The sequence below is a fragment of the Vibrio sp. 10N.261.51.A4 genome (assembly GCF_041471945.1).
Lineage (GTDB): Bacteria > Pseudomonadota > Gammaproteobacteria > Enterobacterales > Vibrionaceae > Vibrio > Vibrio crassostreae_C.
The window spans coordinates 48,866-67,111 of the sequence record NZ_JBFRPJ010000039.1; the positions used below are offsets into that span (position 1 = coordinate 48,866).

13 protein-coding genes are annotated in these 18,246 nt (G+C 43.9%); 8 read left to right on the forward strand and 5 right to left on the reverse strand.

Annotation, left to right across the window (positions count from 1 at the left end; all coding sequences use genetic code 11):
- Nucleotides 1-122: 122 nt before the first annotated feature.
- The gene (locus AB4384_RS09925) at nucleotides 123-845 is read right to left on the reverse strand and encodes a FadR/GntR family transcriptional regulator (protein ID WP_048613964.1); all 723 of its coding nucleotides are present in this window, start codon (nucleotides 843-845) and stop codon (nucleotides 123-125) included.
- A gap of 174 nt (nucleotides 846-1,019) precedes the next feature.
- Nucleotides 1,020-1,796 (reverse strand): SDR family NAD(P)-dependent oxidoreductase, encoded by a 777-nt coding sequence (locus AB4384_RS09930; RefSeq protein ID WP_048607046.1) that lies wholly within the window; start codon nucleotides 1,794-1,796, stop codon nucleotides 1,020-1,022.
- A gap of 342 nt (nucleotides 1,797-2,138) precedes the next feature.
- Here AB4384_RS09930 and AB4384_RS09935 point away from each other — a divergent pair, with 342 nt between their 5' ends.
- From AB4384_RS09935 to AB4384_RS09945, 3 genes are all read left to right on the forward strand, one after another.
- Entirely contained in the window at nucleotides 2,139-2,858 is a 720-nt protein-coding gene (locus tag AB4384_RS09935) for a FadR/GntR family transcriptional regulator (protein WP_136981708.1), read from the forward strand.
- A 283-nt stretch (nucleotides 2,859-3,141) separates the two neighbouring features.
- On the forward strand, nucleotides 3,142-5,004 hold the full coding sequence (locus tag AB4384_RS09940) for a DUF294 nucleotidyltransferase-like domain-containing protein (RefSeq protein WP_017069961.1): 1,863 nt from the start codon (nucleotides 3,142-3,144) through the stop codon (nucleotides 5,002-5,004).
- Nucleotides 5,004-5,720, forward strand: a complete 717-nt coding sequence (locus tag AB4384_RS09945) for a 3'-5' exonuclease (protein ID WP_136981706.1) — start codon at nucleotides 5,004-5,006, stop codon at nucleotides 5,718-5,720. Before AB4384_RS09940 ends, AB4384_RS09945 begins: the two co-directional genes overlap by 1 nt.
- 134 nt (nucleotides 5,721-5,854) lie before the next feature.
- Here AB4384_RS09945 and AB4384_RS09950 read toward each other — a convergent pair whose 3' ends face one another.
- Together AB4384_RS09950 and AB4384_RS09955 are read right to left on the reverse strand one after the other, a co-directional pair.
- Nucleotides 5,855-6,604 (reverse strand): oligogalacturonate-specific porin KdgM family protein, encoded by a 750-nt coding sequence (locus AB4384_RS09950; RefSeq protein ID WP_017069963.1) that lies wholly within the window; start codon nucleotides 6,602-6,604, stop codon nucleotides 5,855-5,857.
- 1,042 nt (nucleotides 6,605-7,646) lie between these two features.
- Entirely contained in the window at nucleotides 7,647-8,258 is a 612-nt protein-coding gene (locus AB4384_RS09955; RefSeq protein ID WP_017061462.1) for a toxin-antitoxin system YwqK family antitoxin, read from the reverse strand.
- A 509-nt stretch (nucleotides 8,259-8,767) separates the two neighbouring features.
- On the opposite strand from AB4384_RS09955, the gene AB4384_RS09960 reads away from it, so the two are divergent.
- Nucleotides 8,768-10,540 carry a sodium:solute symporter family transporter gene (locus AB4384_RS09960; RefSeq protein WP_017067389.1) on the forward strand — a complete coding sequence of 591 codons (1,773 nt, stop codon included), beginning with the start codon at nucleotides 8,768-8,770 and terminating at the stop codon, nucleotides 10,538-10,540.
- A gap of 85 nt (nucleotides 10,541-10,625) precedes the next feature.
- A complete protein-coding gene (locus AB4384_RS09965) occupies nucleotides 10,626-12,242 on the forward strand; it encodes a polysaccharide lyase 6 family protein (protein ID WP_372129404.1) in 1,617 nt (538 codons plus the stop codon).
- 173 nt (nucleotides 12,243-12,415) lie between these two features.
- Here AB4384_RS09965 and AB4384_RS09970 read toward each other — a convergent pair whose 3' ends face one another.
- The gene (locus AB4384_RS09970) at nucleotides 12,416-12,928 is read right to left on the reverse strand and encodes a peptide-methionine (S)-S-oxide reductase (RefSeq protein WP_372129406.1); all 513 of its coding nucleotides are present in this window, start codon (nucleotides 12,926-12,928) and stop codon (nucleotides 12,416-12,418) included.
- Nucleotides 12,929-13,167: 239 nt separating this feature from the next.
- On the opposite strand from AB4384_RS09970, the gene AB4384_RS09975 reads away from it, so the two are divergent.
- The 3 genes from AB4384_RS09975 to tnaA all read left to right on the forward strand — a co-directional run bounded on the left by AB4384_RS09975 (nucleotide 13,168) and on the right by tnaA (nucleotide 18,176).
- On the forward strand, nucleotides 13,168-14,280 hold the full coding sequence (locus tag AB4384_RS09975) for a YcjF family protein (RefSeq protein ID WP_372129407.1): 1,113 nt from the start codon (nucleotides 13,168-13,170) through the stop codon (nucleotides 14,278-14,280).
- Nucleotides 14,267-15,943, forward strand: coding sequence for a GTPase (locus AB4384_RS09980; RefSeq protein WP_372129408.1), 1,677 nt, complete (start codon nucleotides 14,267-14,269; stop codon nucleotides 15,941-15,943). The genes AB4384_RS09975 and AB4384_RS09980 overlap by 14 nt, the downstream gene beginning before the upstream one ends.
- A 760-nt stretch (nucleotides 15,944-16,703) precedes the next feature.
- A complete protein-coding gene (gene tnaA / locus AB4384_RS09985; protein ID WP_102394496.1) occupies nucleotides 16,704-18,176 on the forward strand; it encodes a tryptophanase in 1,473 nt (490 codons plus the stop codon).
- Nucleotides 18,177-18,246 lie beyond the last annotated feature (70 nt).

Consider the following 18,246-nt stretch of genomic DNA (forward strand, 5'->3'; position numbering starts at 1 on the left):
TCTGAGGTGACGGAGTAGAGCGTTTAAAGAAGAAAACACTACGGTAGTTGATGGTTAAAAATGGGTGCTAAAACAAGACTGACTTGTGTCTTTGAAACACAAGCCAGTTTGGTTAATCTCGGTTATGCGATGGCTAATTCAACCCTAGAGAGCTTTTGGTTCTCATCGTCTAGCAGGACTTGAGAAGCAATTCGAGCTTGCTTGGCATCGCCTGACATTATCGCGTCGTAAATCGCTTTGTGTTCTTCTAAACAGAAGCGACCGCCTTCAGCGGAGTGGTCGATAAACTGCTTGAAGATAGTCGACAGAATATTCGCGAATGGAATGTAAAACTGATTACCTGTCGATAAGAAAATCGTTTGGTGAAACAGGTGATCGTTGGTCGTCCACTCTTCATAATCGAAGTTATTTGCCGCGATAGTCATCTTCTGGAAAAGAATCGAAAGCTCTTTGCGTTGCTCAACGGTTGCATTAGTTGCAGCGAGTGCACACGCTTCCGGGTCAATCGCTTTTCTTAAGCCTAAAAATTGAGACAAGAAGGGTTTGGTATCTTCTAAATCTTGGATCCAGTACAGCAATTGCGGGTCCAAGAAGTGCCACTGTGTTCTCGGCTTGATACGAGTGCCCACTTTTGGCTTCGACTCGATTAAACCTTTTGCCGAAAGTAGCTTGGTTGATTCTCGAAGGGCAGTTCTGCTTACTCCAAAGATATCGCACAGCTCCATTTCGCTGGGTAACTTTTGATTTTCTTCTAACTCGCCTGACAAGATCTTGCGAGCAATTTGTCTCGCCACTTGAACATGAATTCGGCGGCTTGAATCTTCCACCAATGTAAATATTGACATTTAAACCACCTGAAATTGAAACTTTGAAAACACTAAAAGCCAGACGAATCTGGCGTTTAGTGTCAGTGTATACGTCGAATTTAGTGTGAGGTTTTCCCTCATCTACTCTGGTCTGTTGACCTTATATAGTGTGGCGAACTTAAATCGCTGAGTGAGCTTATATAAACCAGCTAACTAAGGCGTTATTTGTCCGCCATTAACATCTAGGATTTGACCTGTGATGTAACCGCTGCAAGCGTGCGATGCAAAGAAAGCAAATGAAGGAGCAACTTCATCAATATTGCCAAAGCGTCCCATTGGAATGTTGTTAGCAATGGTCGCTTTCAAATCGTCGCTTTTACCATCGTGAAATGCGGTATCGATAGTGCCTGGTGAAACAATGTTGAAACGGATATTGTCTTGTGCGAACTCTTTCACCCAATTACGGTGAATGTCGTGCAACCAAGCTTTAGACGCGGCATAGATGCCTGCACCAACACCACCGCCTTCGCGAGCGGCAATAGAGCCCGTGCTAATCACACAAGATGTTTGCCCGGACTCAGCAGCAGAGGCGCGTAAGTGCGGGATAGAGAACTTGGTTGTCATCAGCGCAGAGCGAACATTAAGGTTCATTACGCGCTCATAAAACTCATCATCGATATTTTCTAGATTGGCGCGACCACCAAGGCCACCGGCGTTGTTAATCAACACGTCCATGCCACCAAAATGATCAGTGAACTCTTTGACTAACCTTTCGCACTCTAATGTGTCCATTAGGTTTGCAGGAAAAAAGGCAACATCGCCACCCAGTGCGGTAAGTTCAGATAGAACGTCATCGACTTTTGGGCTGAAAGCACGACTATTGATGCCGATTTTTGCGCCGTATTTTGCAAAGACACGTGCGGTAGCTAAACCCATACCAGCAGTAGAGCCAGTAATTAGAATGCGTTTGCCTTTTAAATCGTTAAACATCAGAGCCGCCTATATTGTAGATTATTCACGCCAATAAATCATACAATAACACTTGCTATATTCAAGGGTGTTTATCTAAAAACGGGTTATTACCGACATAAATAGTGAGAGTAAGGGTGGTTTTGTGAGTTCACGCATACATTGAAATAGTAAATGAGAACTATTTGTATGAATTAATAGGTTGAATTGGTTTTATAAACCTAAAGATGAGCAGGTTTGTGAAATATTGCTCCAACCTTTACTGGTAGTGACCTCACGTTATTCTGATGCTGTGTTGGTGAAGATATAAATCAGTGCTATAGTCCGAGTTAAATAATACATATCTAATCGGTAAGTAGACACATGGCTGGCTCTTTCAATTCTATTTCAGGCTCTAAGCGAAGCCTTCATGTGCAAGTTGCACGTGAAATCGCCCGTGGTATTTTGTCGGGCAATTTGCCTCAAGGTTCTATTATCCCTGGTGAAATGGCTCTGTGTGAGCAATTTGGTATCAGTAGAACAGCATTAAGAGAAGCGGTTAAGCTTCTGACTTCAAAAGGTCTATTAGAATCTCGTCCTAAGATTGGTACTCGCGTTGTTAACCGCGCGTTCTGGAACTTCTTAGATCCACAATTGATCGAATGGATGGACGGTTTGGCCGATACAGACCAATTCTGTCATCAGTTTTTGGGTTTACGCCGTGCAATTGAGCCAGAAGCGTGTGCTTTAGCTGCTCAGTTCGCGAGTGCAGAACAACGTATTGAGCTGTCTAGTATTTTCCAACAAATGGTAGAAATCTCTAGCGAAGAAACGCTTGATCAAGAGCGTTGGCTAGATATTGATATGAAATTCCATAGCCTGATCTTCAATGCAACAGGTAACGACTTCTACCTTCCATTTGGTAACATCTTGACGACCATGTTTGTTAACTTTATTTCTCACTCTTCTGAAGAGGGAAGTACTTGTATTAACGAACACCGCCAGATTTATGAAGCAATCATGGCAGGTAATAGTGACAAAGCACGCCACGCGTCAGCAAGTCACCTGTTAGAAACAAATCACAGATTACCAGCCGTTAGTTAATTGTTTTCACTGTTATTTTAGCTTTGATCGTTTTGCATTATCGACGAGAGGTCATTCTCGCAAAACTAGGGTAGTCAAAGTTAAAATTACGGTTGTACAAAAGCTAACTTCAGCAGTGACCTCTAAAAAGCACGTTCCATACGTGCTTTTTTTGCATCCAAATTTGATGAAAACCTGACTGGTGTCCAATATTTAATCTATTATTTGCTGTTTCGTTAAAAGCACTAGTAACCAGTATTTTAAGTTATATAATAATACTAATTAAATTATTGTGAGTGTGATTATGCCCCAGTCTCTACTGCCAAATATTCTTCAATTCATAGGTCAAATCGACCCATTCGATAAGATCCCTAAACAAGCACTTCGCGAACTTGCCTCTAACGTGCAAATTACTTATCTCGGTAAGGGAGATGTGGTCGATTTGTGTGAGTCTGGGAAGGAAAAATCGCTCTATATCATTCGAACGGGCTCTATGGAGCAACGAAAATCGGATGGTGTGCTTCGTGCTCGTCTAGGCAGTGAAGATTTGTTTGGCTTTACGTTCTTAGATTCTGAAGTCAACGACGAAAAAGGCTATAGAGCTGTCGCAATCGAAAACACCTTACTTTATGTGATTCCACACTCGGCACTTCAAACGCTTTTCAAAGCCTTTCCAAGTTGCGCAGAACACTTTGCTTCACAGGCGCAGGTTCGCTTGAAGTCGGCACTGGATGTGGTCTGGTCGAATAAAGAGAAAGGCCTGTTCATTCGTAAAGTTGAGGAAGTGGCAAGCGGGCAGGTGGCAATTGTTAAGTCTGAGCAAACCATCCAGTCGGTTGCGGTTGAAATGCTTCATCAACGCTCACCGTGTGCCGTGATCTATGAAGGTGAAACCATTGTTGGTTTGATCACCGACCGAGACATGACTAAGCGAGTGATTGCCCACGGCGTGAGTACTGATAGCCTGATCTCAGAGGTAATGACGCACTCTCCACTTACTGTAAAACCGGATGATCTGGTGCTGCATGCGGCCTCTATCATGATGCAATTTAATATCCGTAACTTGCCCGTTGTGAAAGAGAATAAGGTCGTTGGTCTTCTTACTACGTCTCATTTGGTTCAAAACCACCGTGTTCAAGCGATATTCTTGATCGAGAAAATCAAATACGCGGGCAGCGTGAAAACCATGTCTTCGTTCACCTCAGAGCGACAAGCTATTTTTGAAGCGCTGGTGGAAGGTAAAGTGGCGCCTGAAACCGTCGGCAAGGTAATGACCATGATTATGGACGCCTACACCCGTCGATTGATTCAAATAGCGATTGATAAGTTAGGCCCACCACCGTGTGATTTCTCTTGGATCGTAGCCGGATCGCACGCACGTAATGAAGTGCACATGTTGTCGGACCAAGACAGCGCGATTGTTCTTGCTGACGATGCAACCGACAGTGACCGTATTTACTTCAAACACTTAGCGATGATGGTGACCAACGGCTTAGCAAGCTGTCACTACCCATTATGTCCAGGTAAATTCATGGCTGCGACGCCAAAATGGTGTCAGCCACTCAGTGTATGGAAGCACTACTACAAGAAGTGGGTGGCTAACCCAGAGTACGAACGCTTGCTTAATATCAGTGTGTTCCTAGAAATTCGTACTATCTACGGCAACAGTGAGTTCGAAGGTATTCTGCGCGATGAGCTGCATAGCAATATTCGCGGTAACCGTGAGTTTTTAAGCACGCTAGTGAAAGACGCGGTCAATACCAACCCGCCACTTGGCATCTTCAATAGCTTAGTGCTAGAGAAGTCAGGTGAGAATAAGAAAACGTTGAACGTGAAGAAGTACGCGATCAACTTGATTATCGACTTAGCGCGTATTTATGGCCTTGCTGTGGAGTGCGATTTGTCGGCGACTGACGAACGTTTCGCTGCTGCCAATGAAAAAGGCATGCTGAGCGACGATGCATTCAAGAACATTCTGGGTGCTTACCAGTTCATTCTCTCTTTCCGTTTTGGCCATCAACTTGAAGCGCTGAAGAACGGGGATGTGCCTGACAACAACATCAACCCAGATAGCTTTGGTAGCTTTGAGCGTAAACACTTGAAAGATGCCTTTAGGATCATTGCTGACCTTCAAGAAGCGGCGAAAATTCGTTTCGGAGCGCGTTAATGAAAGCCTTGTTAAACTATTTTCACCCGCTTGAGCGAATTAAACGTAAACGTAAGCAATATTTGGGAACGGTTAAGTTGCCAGAGGCGTTACATGCTCTCGTAGAGCAGCCTTGTCCTGAAATGACGGATTTGGCCAAAGACAGCGACTATATCGTGTTGGATCTCGAAACCACAGGCTTAGACAGCGAACAAGATCTTATCTTGTCTATGGGATGGGTCGATGTGGTGAAAGGACGAATCGATTTGGCTTCTGCCAAGCATATCTACCTGAACAATGATTCTCAGATTAACGCTGAAACTGCGGTGATTAACCACATCACACCACAGATGCTGGAAGAGGGCGCATCTATTCATGATGCGATGATCGCTTTCTTCGAAGCAGCGAAAGGCAAGATTATCGTCGCGCACGCGTGTGTAGTCGAAGAGAAGTTCATTAGCCAATACCTTCTTCGCTGCTACGGTTTAAGAGCGATTCCTCTGCTTTGGCTTGATACCTTGTGTATTGAGAAAAGCATGGAGAAAGCGATCAGCAATCATGAAGAAGTCGATTTAACCTTGGCAGGGACTCGCGAAAGGTACGGGCTTCCTGAGTACAACAGCCACAATGCATTAGCCGATGCCGTTTCGACAGCGGAATTGTTTTTGGCTCAGCAGAAGCGAGTTGTGCCTAACGATAATGTGACCGTTGCCTTTCTCTATCGGATTAGTCACTAGGAAAAAGAGCTGCAAGTGCGCGGCTCTTATTTTACTGATTTTAAAGGAAAAAAAGCCAGCGATTAAGCTGGCTTTTGTTTAGGTCTTAGAAAATTAGGACAGTAATTATCTTAGATTATTCATGTAGCTATCGATTAGAAGCTGTAAGTTAGACCAACACGGCTACGCAGTTCACGAGTCGCTTTAGTTGATGAAGTGCTCACATCACCAAACTCTACATATGGTGCCCATTGACCCATAATATGGCGAATGCTTGCGTTCAACTCGTAGTTGGTATCGTCGTTGTCGTAGATGTCATAGCCATCCGCTTTGTAGTAGTTACCTTCTAGACCAAAGCGCCAGTTTTCCATTGAGTAGTTAACGTTTGCCGTTAGACGGTGACGACGTTGATTAGAAACGTTTTTATCAACCGTGATTGGAACACCGTCACTATCAACAATAACATCACCATTGTCATCGAATTGATACTCTGAGCTGCTAGTGTTCTGTCTCATATCGTAACGGTAACGAGCACTTAGGCTTAGGCCATCAACGCTATCCACTTTGTATGTTGCACGAACTTGAGGCTTGTATGTAACGCCAGATTCACGAGCTTCAATTGGCATACCGTAAGTCATTGTCCAGTTATCGTTTAGTACATGACGGTAGTTTAGACCAAGCTCCCAACCATTGTTCTTCAAATCTTCCATGAATTTACCGTCTTCTCCCTTGAATTTCGCTTCGATATCTACAAGGAAGTTGCCAATGCTATCGCCAAGTTTTACACGAGTAGCGTGTTGATCTGTATGACTCTTGTATTCGTGTCTCATATCGAAAGACGCAGCAGATACAGAGCCAGCAGCGAGTACAGATGCCACAGCAATCACGATTTTAGTTTTATTCATGGTATTAATTCCATATTTATATGGTTGAGTATTGGCCATAATTACAAGCCAAATAGAGTAGTTCTTGTCTTAAATGCATTTTGTTTTTGAAATTATTTCTTGGTTATTTCAAATTTATTTTGCATTTAAATAATACAAATATGGTAGCGATCCGAGGCGTGATGATCTGTGAACTTGATCGTGTTGTGAGGACAAAACCACTATTTACAAAGGGTTACAAAGTCAGTTTGTATTGGTAAGTTTATGATTTTTAGTGTTTTGTTTGGCTGTTGATAATGGTTTTGAAGAGTTTTGTTCATCAATAAATGTGCGCTACAGCAAAAAATTGAACCTTTAGATATCATTTTTATTTGTAATACATTATTATTTACTAACTTTCTTTAGCAACACATAACTTTGCTGTGTTGATTGCATGAACAGACGGTGTGAAGCCGAATAAGTAAGAGTGGTCTTGAAGCTAAATGGATTAAATCCACCGCTTTAAGAACATGAGACATTTACTTGAGGTGATTTAAAACTCAATCAGAGAAGGTTTGAAATGTAGTAGGCAAGGTAGTGACATAGCCTGCTATATAAGTATGAACTTGATAGGAATGAACTGGGTTCGAATCGTTACCCGTTGTTCTCATCAGCGACAAAGAAGAAATCGTTGAAGTGCTTGCGAAAGCATTTTGATTATTGCTCCCAACTATTCTAATTATAACTTCTGCTTTCATCTAGAAAGGTAGGAGATGGTAGTCGAAGATCTACCCTTGCGCTCATGTTGATACAGGCAACATGAGCGTTTTTTTATTTCAAATTTGAGTAGAGAGTCGTGTGCGGCTCAATAAGCGTGTAAACCGCGGCTTAAGAATAGGCTTTTAGGTTGATGACAACACGCTTAAGTGAGTCTGTGACAGCATCAAAGCCACGAACATTCACGCTTAATCACATGAATGTTCGTTTCTCTTCTCTTGTCTCTTAGTTGCAGACGTGTAGCTGCAAACTTTAACAGCAGGCGTTTAGTTATATCAAAGAGCTCCGTGAGAGCTGTTCTTGAGGCTTAGCTTTCTGTAGGCATCCACACCTGTTTAGAGGTGACTTTGTGATCTTTAAAGGTCAGTTCTTCAACTTTGTCACCGTTAGTATTCCAGCGAGTAAGTTTTCCGTTCGCGACTTCACCTTCATCAAACTTCGCTTGGCTGGCCTTATTACCGTTCGGGTAGTAGTCCGTTACCAATCCATCTTTTTGTCCGTCGCTGTATTCAGCTGTCAAGCTTTGTTCCCCATTGGGATACCAGCGAGAGGCGGTGCCTGATAGTTCATTGTCTTTATAATTGAGTTCTGCTTTTTTCTGTCCGTTTGGATACCAGGTTTCAGCTTTGCCTTGCAGTTCACCTTTTACGTAATTCACTTTAGAAGCGACTTGGCCATTCGGATACCAGTTAGTTTCTAGCCCAAGTTCTAAGCCATCGGCAAACTGAGCTTGGGTCGCGACTTGGCCGTTATCGAACTTCTCTTCAAATTGACCAGTGAAAGGTTTTGAATGGTTTACTTGGTAAGCCACGCCTTTACGCATCTGTAAGTAGTCAACAGCATCTTCACGCGGTGTTGCTGCATAGCTCATAGAAGATACCGTACTAAGAGCAATTAAGATTGGAACGTATTTCTTCATAATGACACCTTTTTATTGGACGGGGAAAGTGTAACGGGTGTGTTAAAAGCATTTCACTTCCGTGTATCCCTGTCAGTATCTAATAGTGGTTTTCAAGTTTTCATTATTGGCTGCCTAATATAGGGAACTTTTAAAAGCAAATTATCGATTTTATTTGTACTACAAATGCATTGGTTTAATTCATTTTTATAAATTATATCTAACGATATTTTTGCTGCTCTTCTTTAAGCTTTGATCGTCAAGAATAATAGTTTTTAACGATGAATCTTCGATTTTTAGAGACTTTGTTCATGTTTTTCGGGGTTTTGGTCGAAATTTAGTGCGGATAACTGCACTGACTTGAGGAATTGCGCTCCTAGGTGGTGCAACTTTGAACTCGATCACTTGTATGATTAATTGAGTGTCAGACTGTAAGATCACTGTCACGCATTTGGATTATTGTAGTACAAATATACTTGCCATTTATTTATAGTGACCTCAACAAAAAAACATAAATAAAAGGTCTAACGATGGAACTCAATACCCTGATAGTTGGCATCTACTTCCTATTCTTAATTGCGATAGGGTGGATGTTTCGAACGTTTACAAGTACGACAAGTGATTACTTCCGTGGGGGAGGTAATATGCTGTGGTGGATGGTAGGTGCAACCGCATTTATGACCCAGTTCAGTGCTTGGACATTTACTGGTGCAGCAGGTAAAGCCTTTACCGATGGCTTTGCCGTAGCGATTATCTTCATCGCGAACGCATTCGGTTACCTAATGAACTACCTTTACTTCGCTCCGAAGTTCCGTCAACTGCGTGTTGTGACGGTAATTGAAGCGATTCGTATGCGTTTTGGTAAGGTGAATGAGCAAGTATTTACTTGGTCTGGTATGCCAAACAGCGTTATCTCTGCAGGTATTTGGTTGAATGGTCTAGCAATCATCGCATCGGGTATCTTCGGCTTTGATATGACAACGACGATTGTCCTAACGGGTCTGGTTGTACTGGTGATGTCAGTGACGGGCGGCTCTTGGGCGGTAATCGCATCTGACTTTATGCAGATGGTTATCATCATGGCAGTAACGGTGACATGTGCAGTCGTTGCTATTTACCACGGTGGCGGTGTTACGCAGATCATTAGCGACTTCCCAACGGATTCGTTCATCACGGGTGACAACCTTAACTACATGAGCATCTTCAGCATCTGGGCTGTGTTCATCTTCTTAAAGCAGTTCAGCATTACCAACAACATGCTTAACTCTTACCGTTACCTTGCTGCAAAAGATTCAAACAACGCACGTAAAGCAGCACTGCTTGCTTGTGTACTAATGACGCTTGGTCCAATCATCTGGTTCATGCCTTCTTGGTTCATGGCTGGTCAAGGTGTTGATTTAGCAGCTGCTTACCCAGAAGCTGGCAGCAAAGCCGCTGACTTCGCTTACCTTTACTTCGTTCAAGAATACATGCCTGCAGGTATGGTTGGCCTTCTGATTGCCGCTATGTTCGCAGCAACAATGTCTTCAATGGACTCAGGTCTAAACCGTAACTCAGGTATCTTCGTTAAGAACTTCTACGAGCCGATTCTTCGTCCTAAAGCGACAGAGAAAGAGCTAATGGTTGTTTCTAAACTAACGTCTACCTTCTTCGGTATCGCGATCATCTTGGTTGCTCTGTTCATCAACTCTCTTAAAGGTCTGAGCCTTTTCGACACCATGATGTACGTGGGCGCATTGATCGGCTTCCCAATGACAATTCCAGCATTCTGTGGCTTCTTCATCCGTAAAACACCGGATTGGGCAGGTTGGGGCACGCTAGTTGTAGGTGGTGTGGTTTCTTACTTCGTTGGTTTCGTTATCACTGCGGACATGATTCAAAACTGGTTCGGTCTAAATGAACTAACTGGCCGTGAGTGGGCTGACCTGAAAGTGGCTATCGGCCTTATCGGTCACATCATATTTACTGCTGGCTTCTTTGTTCTTTCAACACTGTTCTACAAGCCTCTTGCTGAGCACCGTGAGAAAGACGTAGACAAGTTCTTCAACAACCTAGCGACGCCACTAGTTGCTGAAAGTAATGAACAGAAGAAACTGGATAACAAGCAACGTCGTATGTTGGGTTCACTTATCGCGGTAGCGGGTGTGGGCGTAATGACTATGTTCGTACTGCCAAACCCAATGTGGGGACGCATGGTATTCGTTCTGTGTGGCTTGATTGTGTTCTCTGTTGGTCTGTTACTTGTTAAAGCAGTCGATGACAAAGTCGAGCAACAAGACGAAGTGACTCCAGCCGAAGGCTAATCTAATTCGCATCCTAAATAACATCACGGCCACCTGAACGGGTGGTCGTCATTTTTATAATCCAAACTTTAATGTGAGATGTACGATGAACAAAAAACTATTATCGGTAAGCATTATTAGCGCGTTCACACTCGCTTTTGCAACAGGCTGTACAACACAAGAAAAAACAGCACCCGTAGTCAGTGTCGCTGAACAAGCTACGCCTGCTGTTAGCGAAATTGACCGTAGTTACCTATTGAGCAGTGACCGCTTAACAGAGGTAGATGGCGACACTTTAGCCGTTGCTTCGGAAGAGCAAGTGGCTGCGCTTAAAGCACAATTTGAAAACCTAAAAGATGGCGACGAAGTGGTTATCCCTGCCGGTAAATACGCGAACTTAGGTCAAGTGACGATCACGGCGAATGACATCACTATCAAGGCTGAGCAAGCAGGCTCTGCGTGGATCACTGGTTTGATTCAGTTTGAACTGAAAGGCGATGACATCACGCTTGATGGCTTGGTATTTACTGAGGGCGGTCCTAACGAACGCTTTGGTGCAGTACGTATGATGGGTAATGGCAACACGCTGCAAAACTCAACATTCTACTACTTCAACCATGATTACACGTACGAGCCAGACGAGCGTCGTTCTGAGTATCCAAAGTACCTATGGGTTTCTCTATGGGGTAAAGATGGCAAAGTCATCAACAACCGTTTCGAAGGTAAGCAAAAACGCGGCACTTTGATCGGTGTACAAAAAGATGACACAGCCGACAACCACCTGATCGCAAATAATATCTTCATGGATCAAAAGCCTAACCAATTCAATGAATTCGATATCAAAGAAGCGATTCGTTACAACGGCAACAGCTGGGAAGCGATCCGTATTGGTGATTCTAAAGCTTCACAGTGGGATTCAAGTTCTAAGTTCGTGAACAACCTGATGATCGATATGGATGGTGAGCGTGAGCTTATCTCGATTAAGTCGGGCGACAACACGATCTCAGGTAATACTATTTTCCAAAGCACCGCGCTTATTTCACTGCGTCACGGAAAAGGCAACACGGTTGAGAACAACATGATTCTTGGCAATGGAAAGCGCCTAACCGGCGGCGTCCGTATCTACGATGAAGATCATGTGATTCGCAATAACTACATTGCAAACACTCGAGGCCGCGATGGTTTGATCGAAGGCAACGCTGACCTACGTGGCGGCATTGTTATTAACACAGGTATTATCGACGTAGCGAATGGTGAGCAGCTAGATCAATCGGTGAAAGGCAAAGAGCTGAACAAGCAGTGGACACCGAAAAACATCACCATCGAGAATAACTCTCTAGTCGACACTGAGTGGGGCATTGTTTACGGCAACCAAAGCCACCGTGTAAGTTTGTTTGACAACGCAGAAGTGGAAGGCATTTATGCGGGCGTTGATGTGGCGTTCAAACACAACGTGGTTGATAACTCGCAGTCACCTGAGTTTGTAAGTGTACGTGCAACGCAAGACTTCCCATTAGTTGGCGCAACCTACACAGACGAAACTTACGTAGGTCAAGTAACGGATTCTGAACTGATCGAAGGCTACTCGGTTGAGCTACCAAAAGTCGTTGTAGAAAATGGCATTAACGCTTACCAAGGTGAAGGCGCAGACGTGTCTAAACTTGCGGTTGTGACAGCTGAAACAGCGGGTCCAGACTACGTGCTTGAGAATACGACTAAGTAATTTATTAGTTAATGGCTAATGGCTAATGGCTAATGGCTAAAGGTTAATGGCTTGAGCTACCAAATCAATTCACGATAGCTGTCCTGACCATAACACTTAAAAAGCCTCAACAGATAATGTCTGTTGAGGCTTTATCGATTTTAGGTCGTGATCATCTCAATCTTACGTCGAGACTACTGTGATTTATACTTATGCAGTAGATCCCAAGGGATATGACATAAGTGGTGATCTTCAGGGAAGTGACTTAAGTGATGCTGGTGGATGTCGTCGCTGGCAACATAATTGGTCAACGGCAACACCTCAACAGCGATACGGTCGGCATCATCTCTTGAAGAAATATAGTGCTTAGCTTCGGTTAAGTGTTCTGCATTAGTGCTGTATACACCTGTGCGGTATTTCTCTCCGACATCGACACCTTGTTTATTCAAGCTGTAAGGGTCGATAATCTCAAACAAGTGTTCCATCAAAATCGTGACTGACGTGATGTTTGGATCAAATTCAATTTGTACGCACTCCGCGTAGCCATTGTAATCGCTTTGTGTGCCGTCGCTTTGTGTCGTTTTGTTCTCTGTTGGCTGGGCGCTTCCATTAGCACGGCCTGCTTCTGTGCTGATAAGACCAGGAACGTACTTAATAAATTCTTGTACACCCCACAAGCAGCCGCCAGCTAAATAAATTTGTTCCATACTTCTCTTTGAGCTCTCTGTGTTTGTTGATGTTCGTTAGGTACCCGAATCAATACGATGATACCCGTACGTATAAAAAAGCGTCTATAAAAATGAGCGCGCAAATAAAAACAAGCGTTTAGGCATTGTAAACCTGTGCGACTGAACAAACATAAGTTTAATATGACTTGTGATTATATAAGTCAGTATTGCTTTGTCATCAACTCGAATCTCAACATCAAGTGAGCGTTACTCTAAACATGTTTGATCAAATAAAAGACTTCATTAATCCGAGCAAGAACCCAGACTTGACTCAGGCTCATGAATATCAGCGCAAGCATCTTCCTACATTGTGGCTGTTGGGCAAAACGGGGGCGGGCAAGTCATCGTTTATTCAAGCGGTCACGGGCGACTCTTCTGTAGAAGTGGGCAATGGTTTTGCGCCTTGTACCATGACGGCGATGTCGTATGAGTTTCCGCAAGACAAACCCGTGATGAGGTTTCTTGATACCAGAGGACTCAGCGAAGCGAATTACGATGCGAAAGAGGATCTGGAAGAAATCGGTCAGGCAGGTAATGCGTTAGTCGTTGTAATGAAAGTCGACGAGCCTGAACAATCCGCTGTGCTTACGGCTCTAAAACAGATTAAGAAACAGAAGAAGATTAAACACTTGCTGCTGGTTCATACGGCGGTGTTGTCTTCCGGTGAACCAGATCGAGCAAGGCAAATTCAGTTCAACACTAACCAAGTAGAGAAGGCTTGGGGTAAAGAGTTTGAATCGGTAGCGGTCGATTTCGAAACGGATGACTCGAGCAATAACAGTGGTTCAATTTACAACTATGACATCTTGTTAGAAAAGCTGACCAGTATTCTTCCGGTGATCGGAATGATGGTGCAAGACAAAGAGCATTCCACACAGGAAGAAGCCAACTTTGATCAAGTAGAAAACGAAGTGCTTTGGTATGCAGGAAGTGCGGCAGCGAGCGACTTGATTCCGGGTGTTGGCTTGGTTTCTGTACCTGCGATTCAAGCCAAAATGCTTCACAGCTTGGCGAATCAATATGGGGTCGAGTGGAACAAGCGAGTCTTCAGTGAATTGATAGGCACTCTGGGAAGCAGCTTTGCTTTGCAATACGGAATGAAGCTGGGCACTCGACAGTTGATAAAGCTGATTCCAGTTTATGGTCAAACGGTAGGTGCGGTGGCTGCAGCGGCAATGAGTTTCGGCACCTCTTATGGTTTAGGTCGCGCGGCTTGTTTTTACTTCTATCATAAGAACAAAGGTGAAGAAGTGTCTGAACAAGAGATGCAGAAGATCTACAAAGAATCTCTGAAAAAAGGAAAGGCGGCGTCGGGTTATGAAGAAAATTAGAAACCTATTTCGATTACTGGCGGTGCTATCGAGCGGCCGTTGGGGTATTGCTCTGATTTCGGCCATCTTCCCAAGCATTATCATGATGGGTTTTGGTGTCTTCTTGGCGATCAAATACGGTTACCTACTCGAAATGTCGATTGCCATTGCCGTGAGTACCTTGGTGTTCACCATTCCTCTGTTCATTTCAAGCCGCTCTTCACGCCGATCTTCAAGTACGGAGCCCTTCTCAAACAAAGAGAGCGACGACATTAGCGAGGGAAGTTCTGATTCTGAATCACAACATACAAAAGCTGATATCAACGATGCATTGGTTAAGGCTTCGGCTGATTGGTCTCAAAAAGAACTGTCGATTTGGAATGATTCAAAACACCATGTACGCCAACAATTAATGGTCGACATAGAGTGGGGTAACCTAGACCAAACCGGTTTAGAGGTACTTGAATTCGTTGCGAAAAAATTTGATAAGAAATCGCTCGATTTTTCGATTCCTGAAGGACTAAAGCTGTTCGAAGAGGTAAGCCGACGATACAAATTGGTCGTGCGAGAGCATATACCCGGCATTGAGTATCTCAAGGTTTCTTACATCAAAGCGGGCTACGAAGCCTATGACAAATATGGCGAGCTAGGGCAGAAGATCGTTAAGGCCGCTATTTGGGGGAATCACCTCAAAAACCTGTATTTGAACCCGCTAAAAGTGATTTCTGATTTGGGTCGAGAACAAGCGACGGCAACGATGACAAGAGGTGTGGTTGATGACATGCAATACGCCGCTAAACAAGCCTTGTTAGATGAAGTGGCTGCGGTGGCGATTGACCTCTACAGCGGACGTTTCAGCATTGAAGATGAAGCACTGAAAGCATCTGATGTTTCTGAACTCGACGAACAACGTTTTGCTCATGAATTAGAGCCTGTGCGAATCGTGCTGGTGGGGCAAACCAGTTCTGGTAAATCTTCACTTATCAATGCGCTCAAGCAAGAGTTGGTTGCAGAAGTGGATGTGCTGCCATCAACCGACACTTCAACGGTGTATAACGCGTTTGTCGACGACAATGATGTTCGAGTGGTTGATCTTCAAGGGCTTGATGGCAACCCAAAAACCGAAGCCTTAATGCTGAAAGAGATGACCCAAGCCGATGTGGTGCTATGGGTGCTTAAAGCCAATCAATCTGCACGTGATTTGGATAAGCAGTTGAAAGATAGATTTGATGCTTTCTATGACGACTCGAAGAACATCTCACGTAAGAAGCCGATTGTGGTGTCGGTTGTTAATCAGGTAGACCGATTAAAGCCTGTAGACGATTGGCAGCCACCGTATGACTTAGATAACCCAACATCGGCCAAAGCGAAGATCATTGCTCAAGCGCTTGAATATAATCAAACACTGCTACAACCGGACATTGCTTTGCCGCTGGCGATTGCGCCAGAAAAGGTACAGTTTAGTTTAGATACTTTAAGGCAGACGTTGATCGAGCGTATCGCTGACGCAAATAACGTTCAGAGAAACCGCCAACGTTTAGAGGCCATGAAAAGAGGCACGTCAGTTAAAGGTCAACTGAATAAAGCAGTCAAAGTGGGTAAGAAGGTGGCACCCAGCGCATTGAAAGCGGCGACACCAAAACTGGCTGAAATGGCCATCAAGCAAGCCGTGAAGAAGAAGTAAGTCATTCACTGCGAATACGGTTCTGGTGAGGTTTGAGCCTCATCAGAATTTATCTTTTCTAGATCGGCGAGTTTTGGATCTTGGTTTTATTAGATAATGGCTTTTTTAGAAAACAGCTATCTTCGCCCCTTATTAGAGAGGTGTTGATTTCAAAAGAGATTTGATATTATTAAGGTTCTCGCTGAACTAGTTTAATAGTATATAAACAGCTGTGATTCACATTTTATATAACACGCTATCGTATTTAATTATCATTCTAAATATTGATCACATTTATACTTTTTTAAGCTGTATTTATAAAACAATTGCACTATATTTAAAATTCGGATCATCTTGATTTCAACGTAGGGATATATTGTGAACATGTATCTGAAATGGCAATCAACAACTTGGCTAACCTTGTTAGCTTGGTATACCTTAGATCACCAACTCTCGTTCCACCTTTCTTCAGAGTAGTAACCTCTAGGCGTCACGCGCCAGCAAAGCAGCGAGCTTTGTTTACCTATCAGCAGCTTTGATAACCTTTGAACGTATGAATGTCGCACTTATTATTCCGTGTAGGGTATTCGTTTTTTGTCGTTCTCGCTAATTATCTTAGCCTCTGTTTAGGTTTGATTAATAAGTCATTATTTAATTTGTTTATTTTCACTGTTAATTTTCTGTGTATCTTTATACGGAACTATTAATTTAATAGTGAGGACTCGTGACATCTAAAGAAAATACATTTCGACCTGATCGGAATGTATTGAAAGGTATTATTATGGAAAACTTCAAACATCTACCAGAACCGTTTCGTATTCGTGTTGTAGAGCCAGTAAAAAGAACAACTCGCGCCTATCGTGAACAAGCCATTGTCGACGCGGGCATGAACCCATTTTTGCTCGACAGTGATGATGTGTTTATCGACTTACTGACAGACAGCGGAACAGGATCTATCACTCAGCGTATGCAAGCCGCGATGTTAATGGGTGATGAAGCTTACAGTGGTAGCCGCAGTTACTACGCATTGTCGAATGCGGTTAAGGATATCTTCGGTTACGAGTTGACGATTCCAACACACCAAGGACGCGGTGCAGAGCAGATCTACATTCCGGTTCTTATTAAGAAGCGTGAAATGGAGAAAGGGCTCGATCGCAGCAAAATGGTCGCCTTGTCGAACTACTTCTTCGATACAACACAAGGCCACACCCAAGTGAATTGCTGTGTGGCGAAGAACGTTTATACCAAAGAAGCGTTCGATACCTCAGTGAACGCGGATTTCAAAGGCAACTTCGATGTGGTGAAGCTGGAAGAAGCGATCTTAGAAGCGGGCGCAGCCAATGTTCCCTACATTGTGAGCACCATTACTTGTAACTCTGCTGGTGGACAGCCAGTGTCTATCGCCAATCTAAAAGCCGTGTATGAAATCGCTCAGAAGTACGATATTCCTGTGATCATGGACTCGGCACGCTACGCAGAAAATGCCTACTTCATTCAACAACGTGAAGCGGGTTATCAGGATTGGACAATCGAACAGATCACGCGTGAGTCTTACAAATACGCGGATGGTTTAGCTATGTCTGCCAAGAAAGATGCCATGGTACAAATGGGCGGCTTGTTGTGCTTTAAAGACGACGCTTTCATGGATGTGTACACAGAGTGTCGAACCTTGTGTGTGGTGCAAGAGGGCTTCCCAACCTATGGTGGCTTAGAAGGTGGCGCGATGGAGCGTCTTGCGGTTGGCCTTTATGACGGCATGCGCCAAGATTGGTTAGAGTACCGTATTGGCCAGGTTCAATACTTAGTTGATGGCTTAGAAGCGATGGGCATCGTGTGCCAGCAAGCAGGCGGTCATGCTGCGTTTGTCGATGCGGGTAAATTGCTGCCTCATATTCCGGCTGGTCAGTTTCCCGCACATGCTTTGGCGTGCGAACTCTATAAAGTCGCGGGTATCAGAGCGGTTGAGATTGGGTCTTTGCTGCAAGGACGCGACCCAGCAACAGGTGAACAACACCCATGTCCTGCTGAGTTGTTGCGCCTTACCATTCCTCGCGCGACCTACACACAAACACACATGGACTTCATTATCGAAGCATTCGAAAAAGTGAAAGAGAATGCAGGACAAGTGAAAGGGCTCGATTTTACCTACGAGCCGCCGGTGTTAAGACACTTCACTGCGCGCTTGAAAGAGGTAGAGACCAGCGAGAAACAAACAGAAAAAAAGAACGAACAAACGCTCGAAGAAGCATTTTAAAATAAAAACATAAGCGAATAGTCACTAGAAACATAATCAAAGGCTCCCTCGGGCTGTCTCTTGATCACAA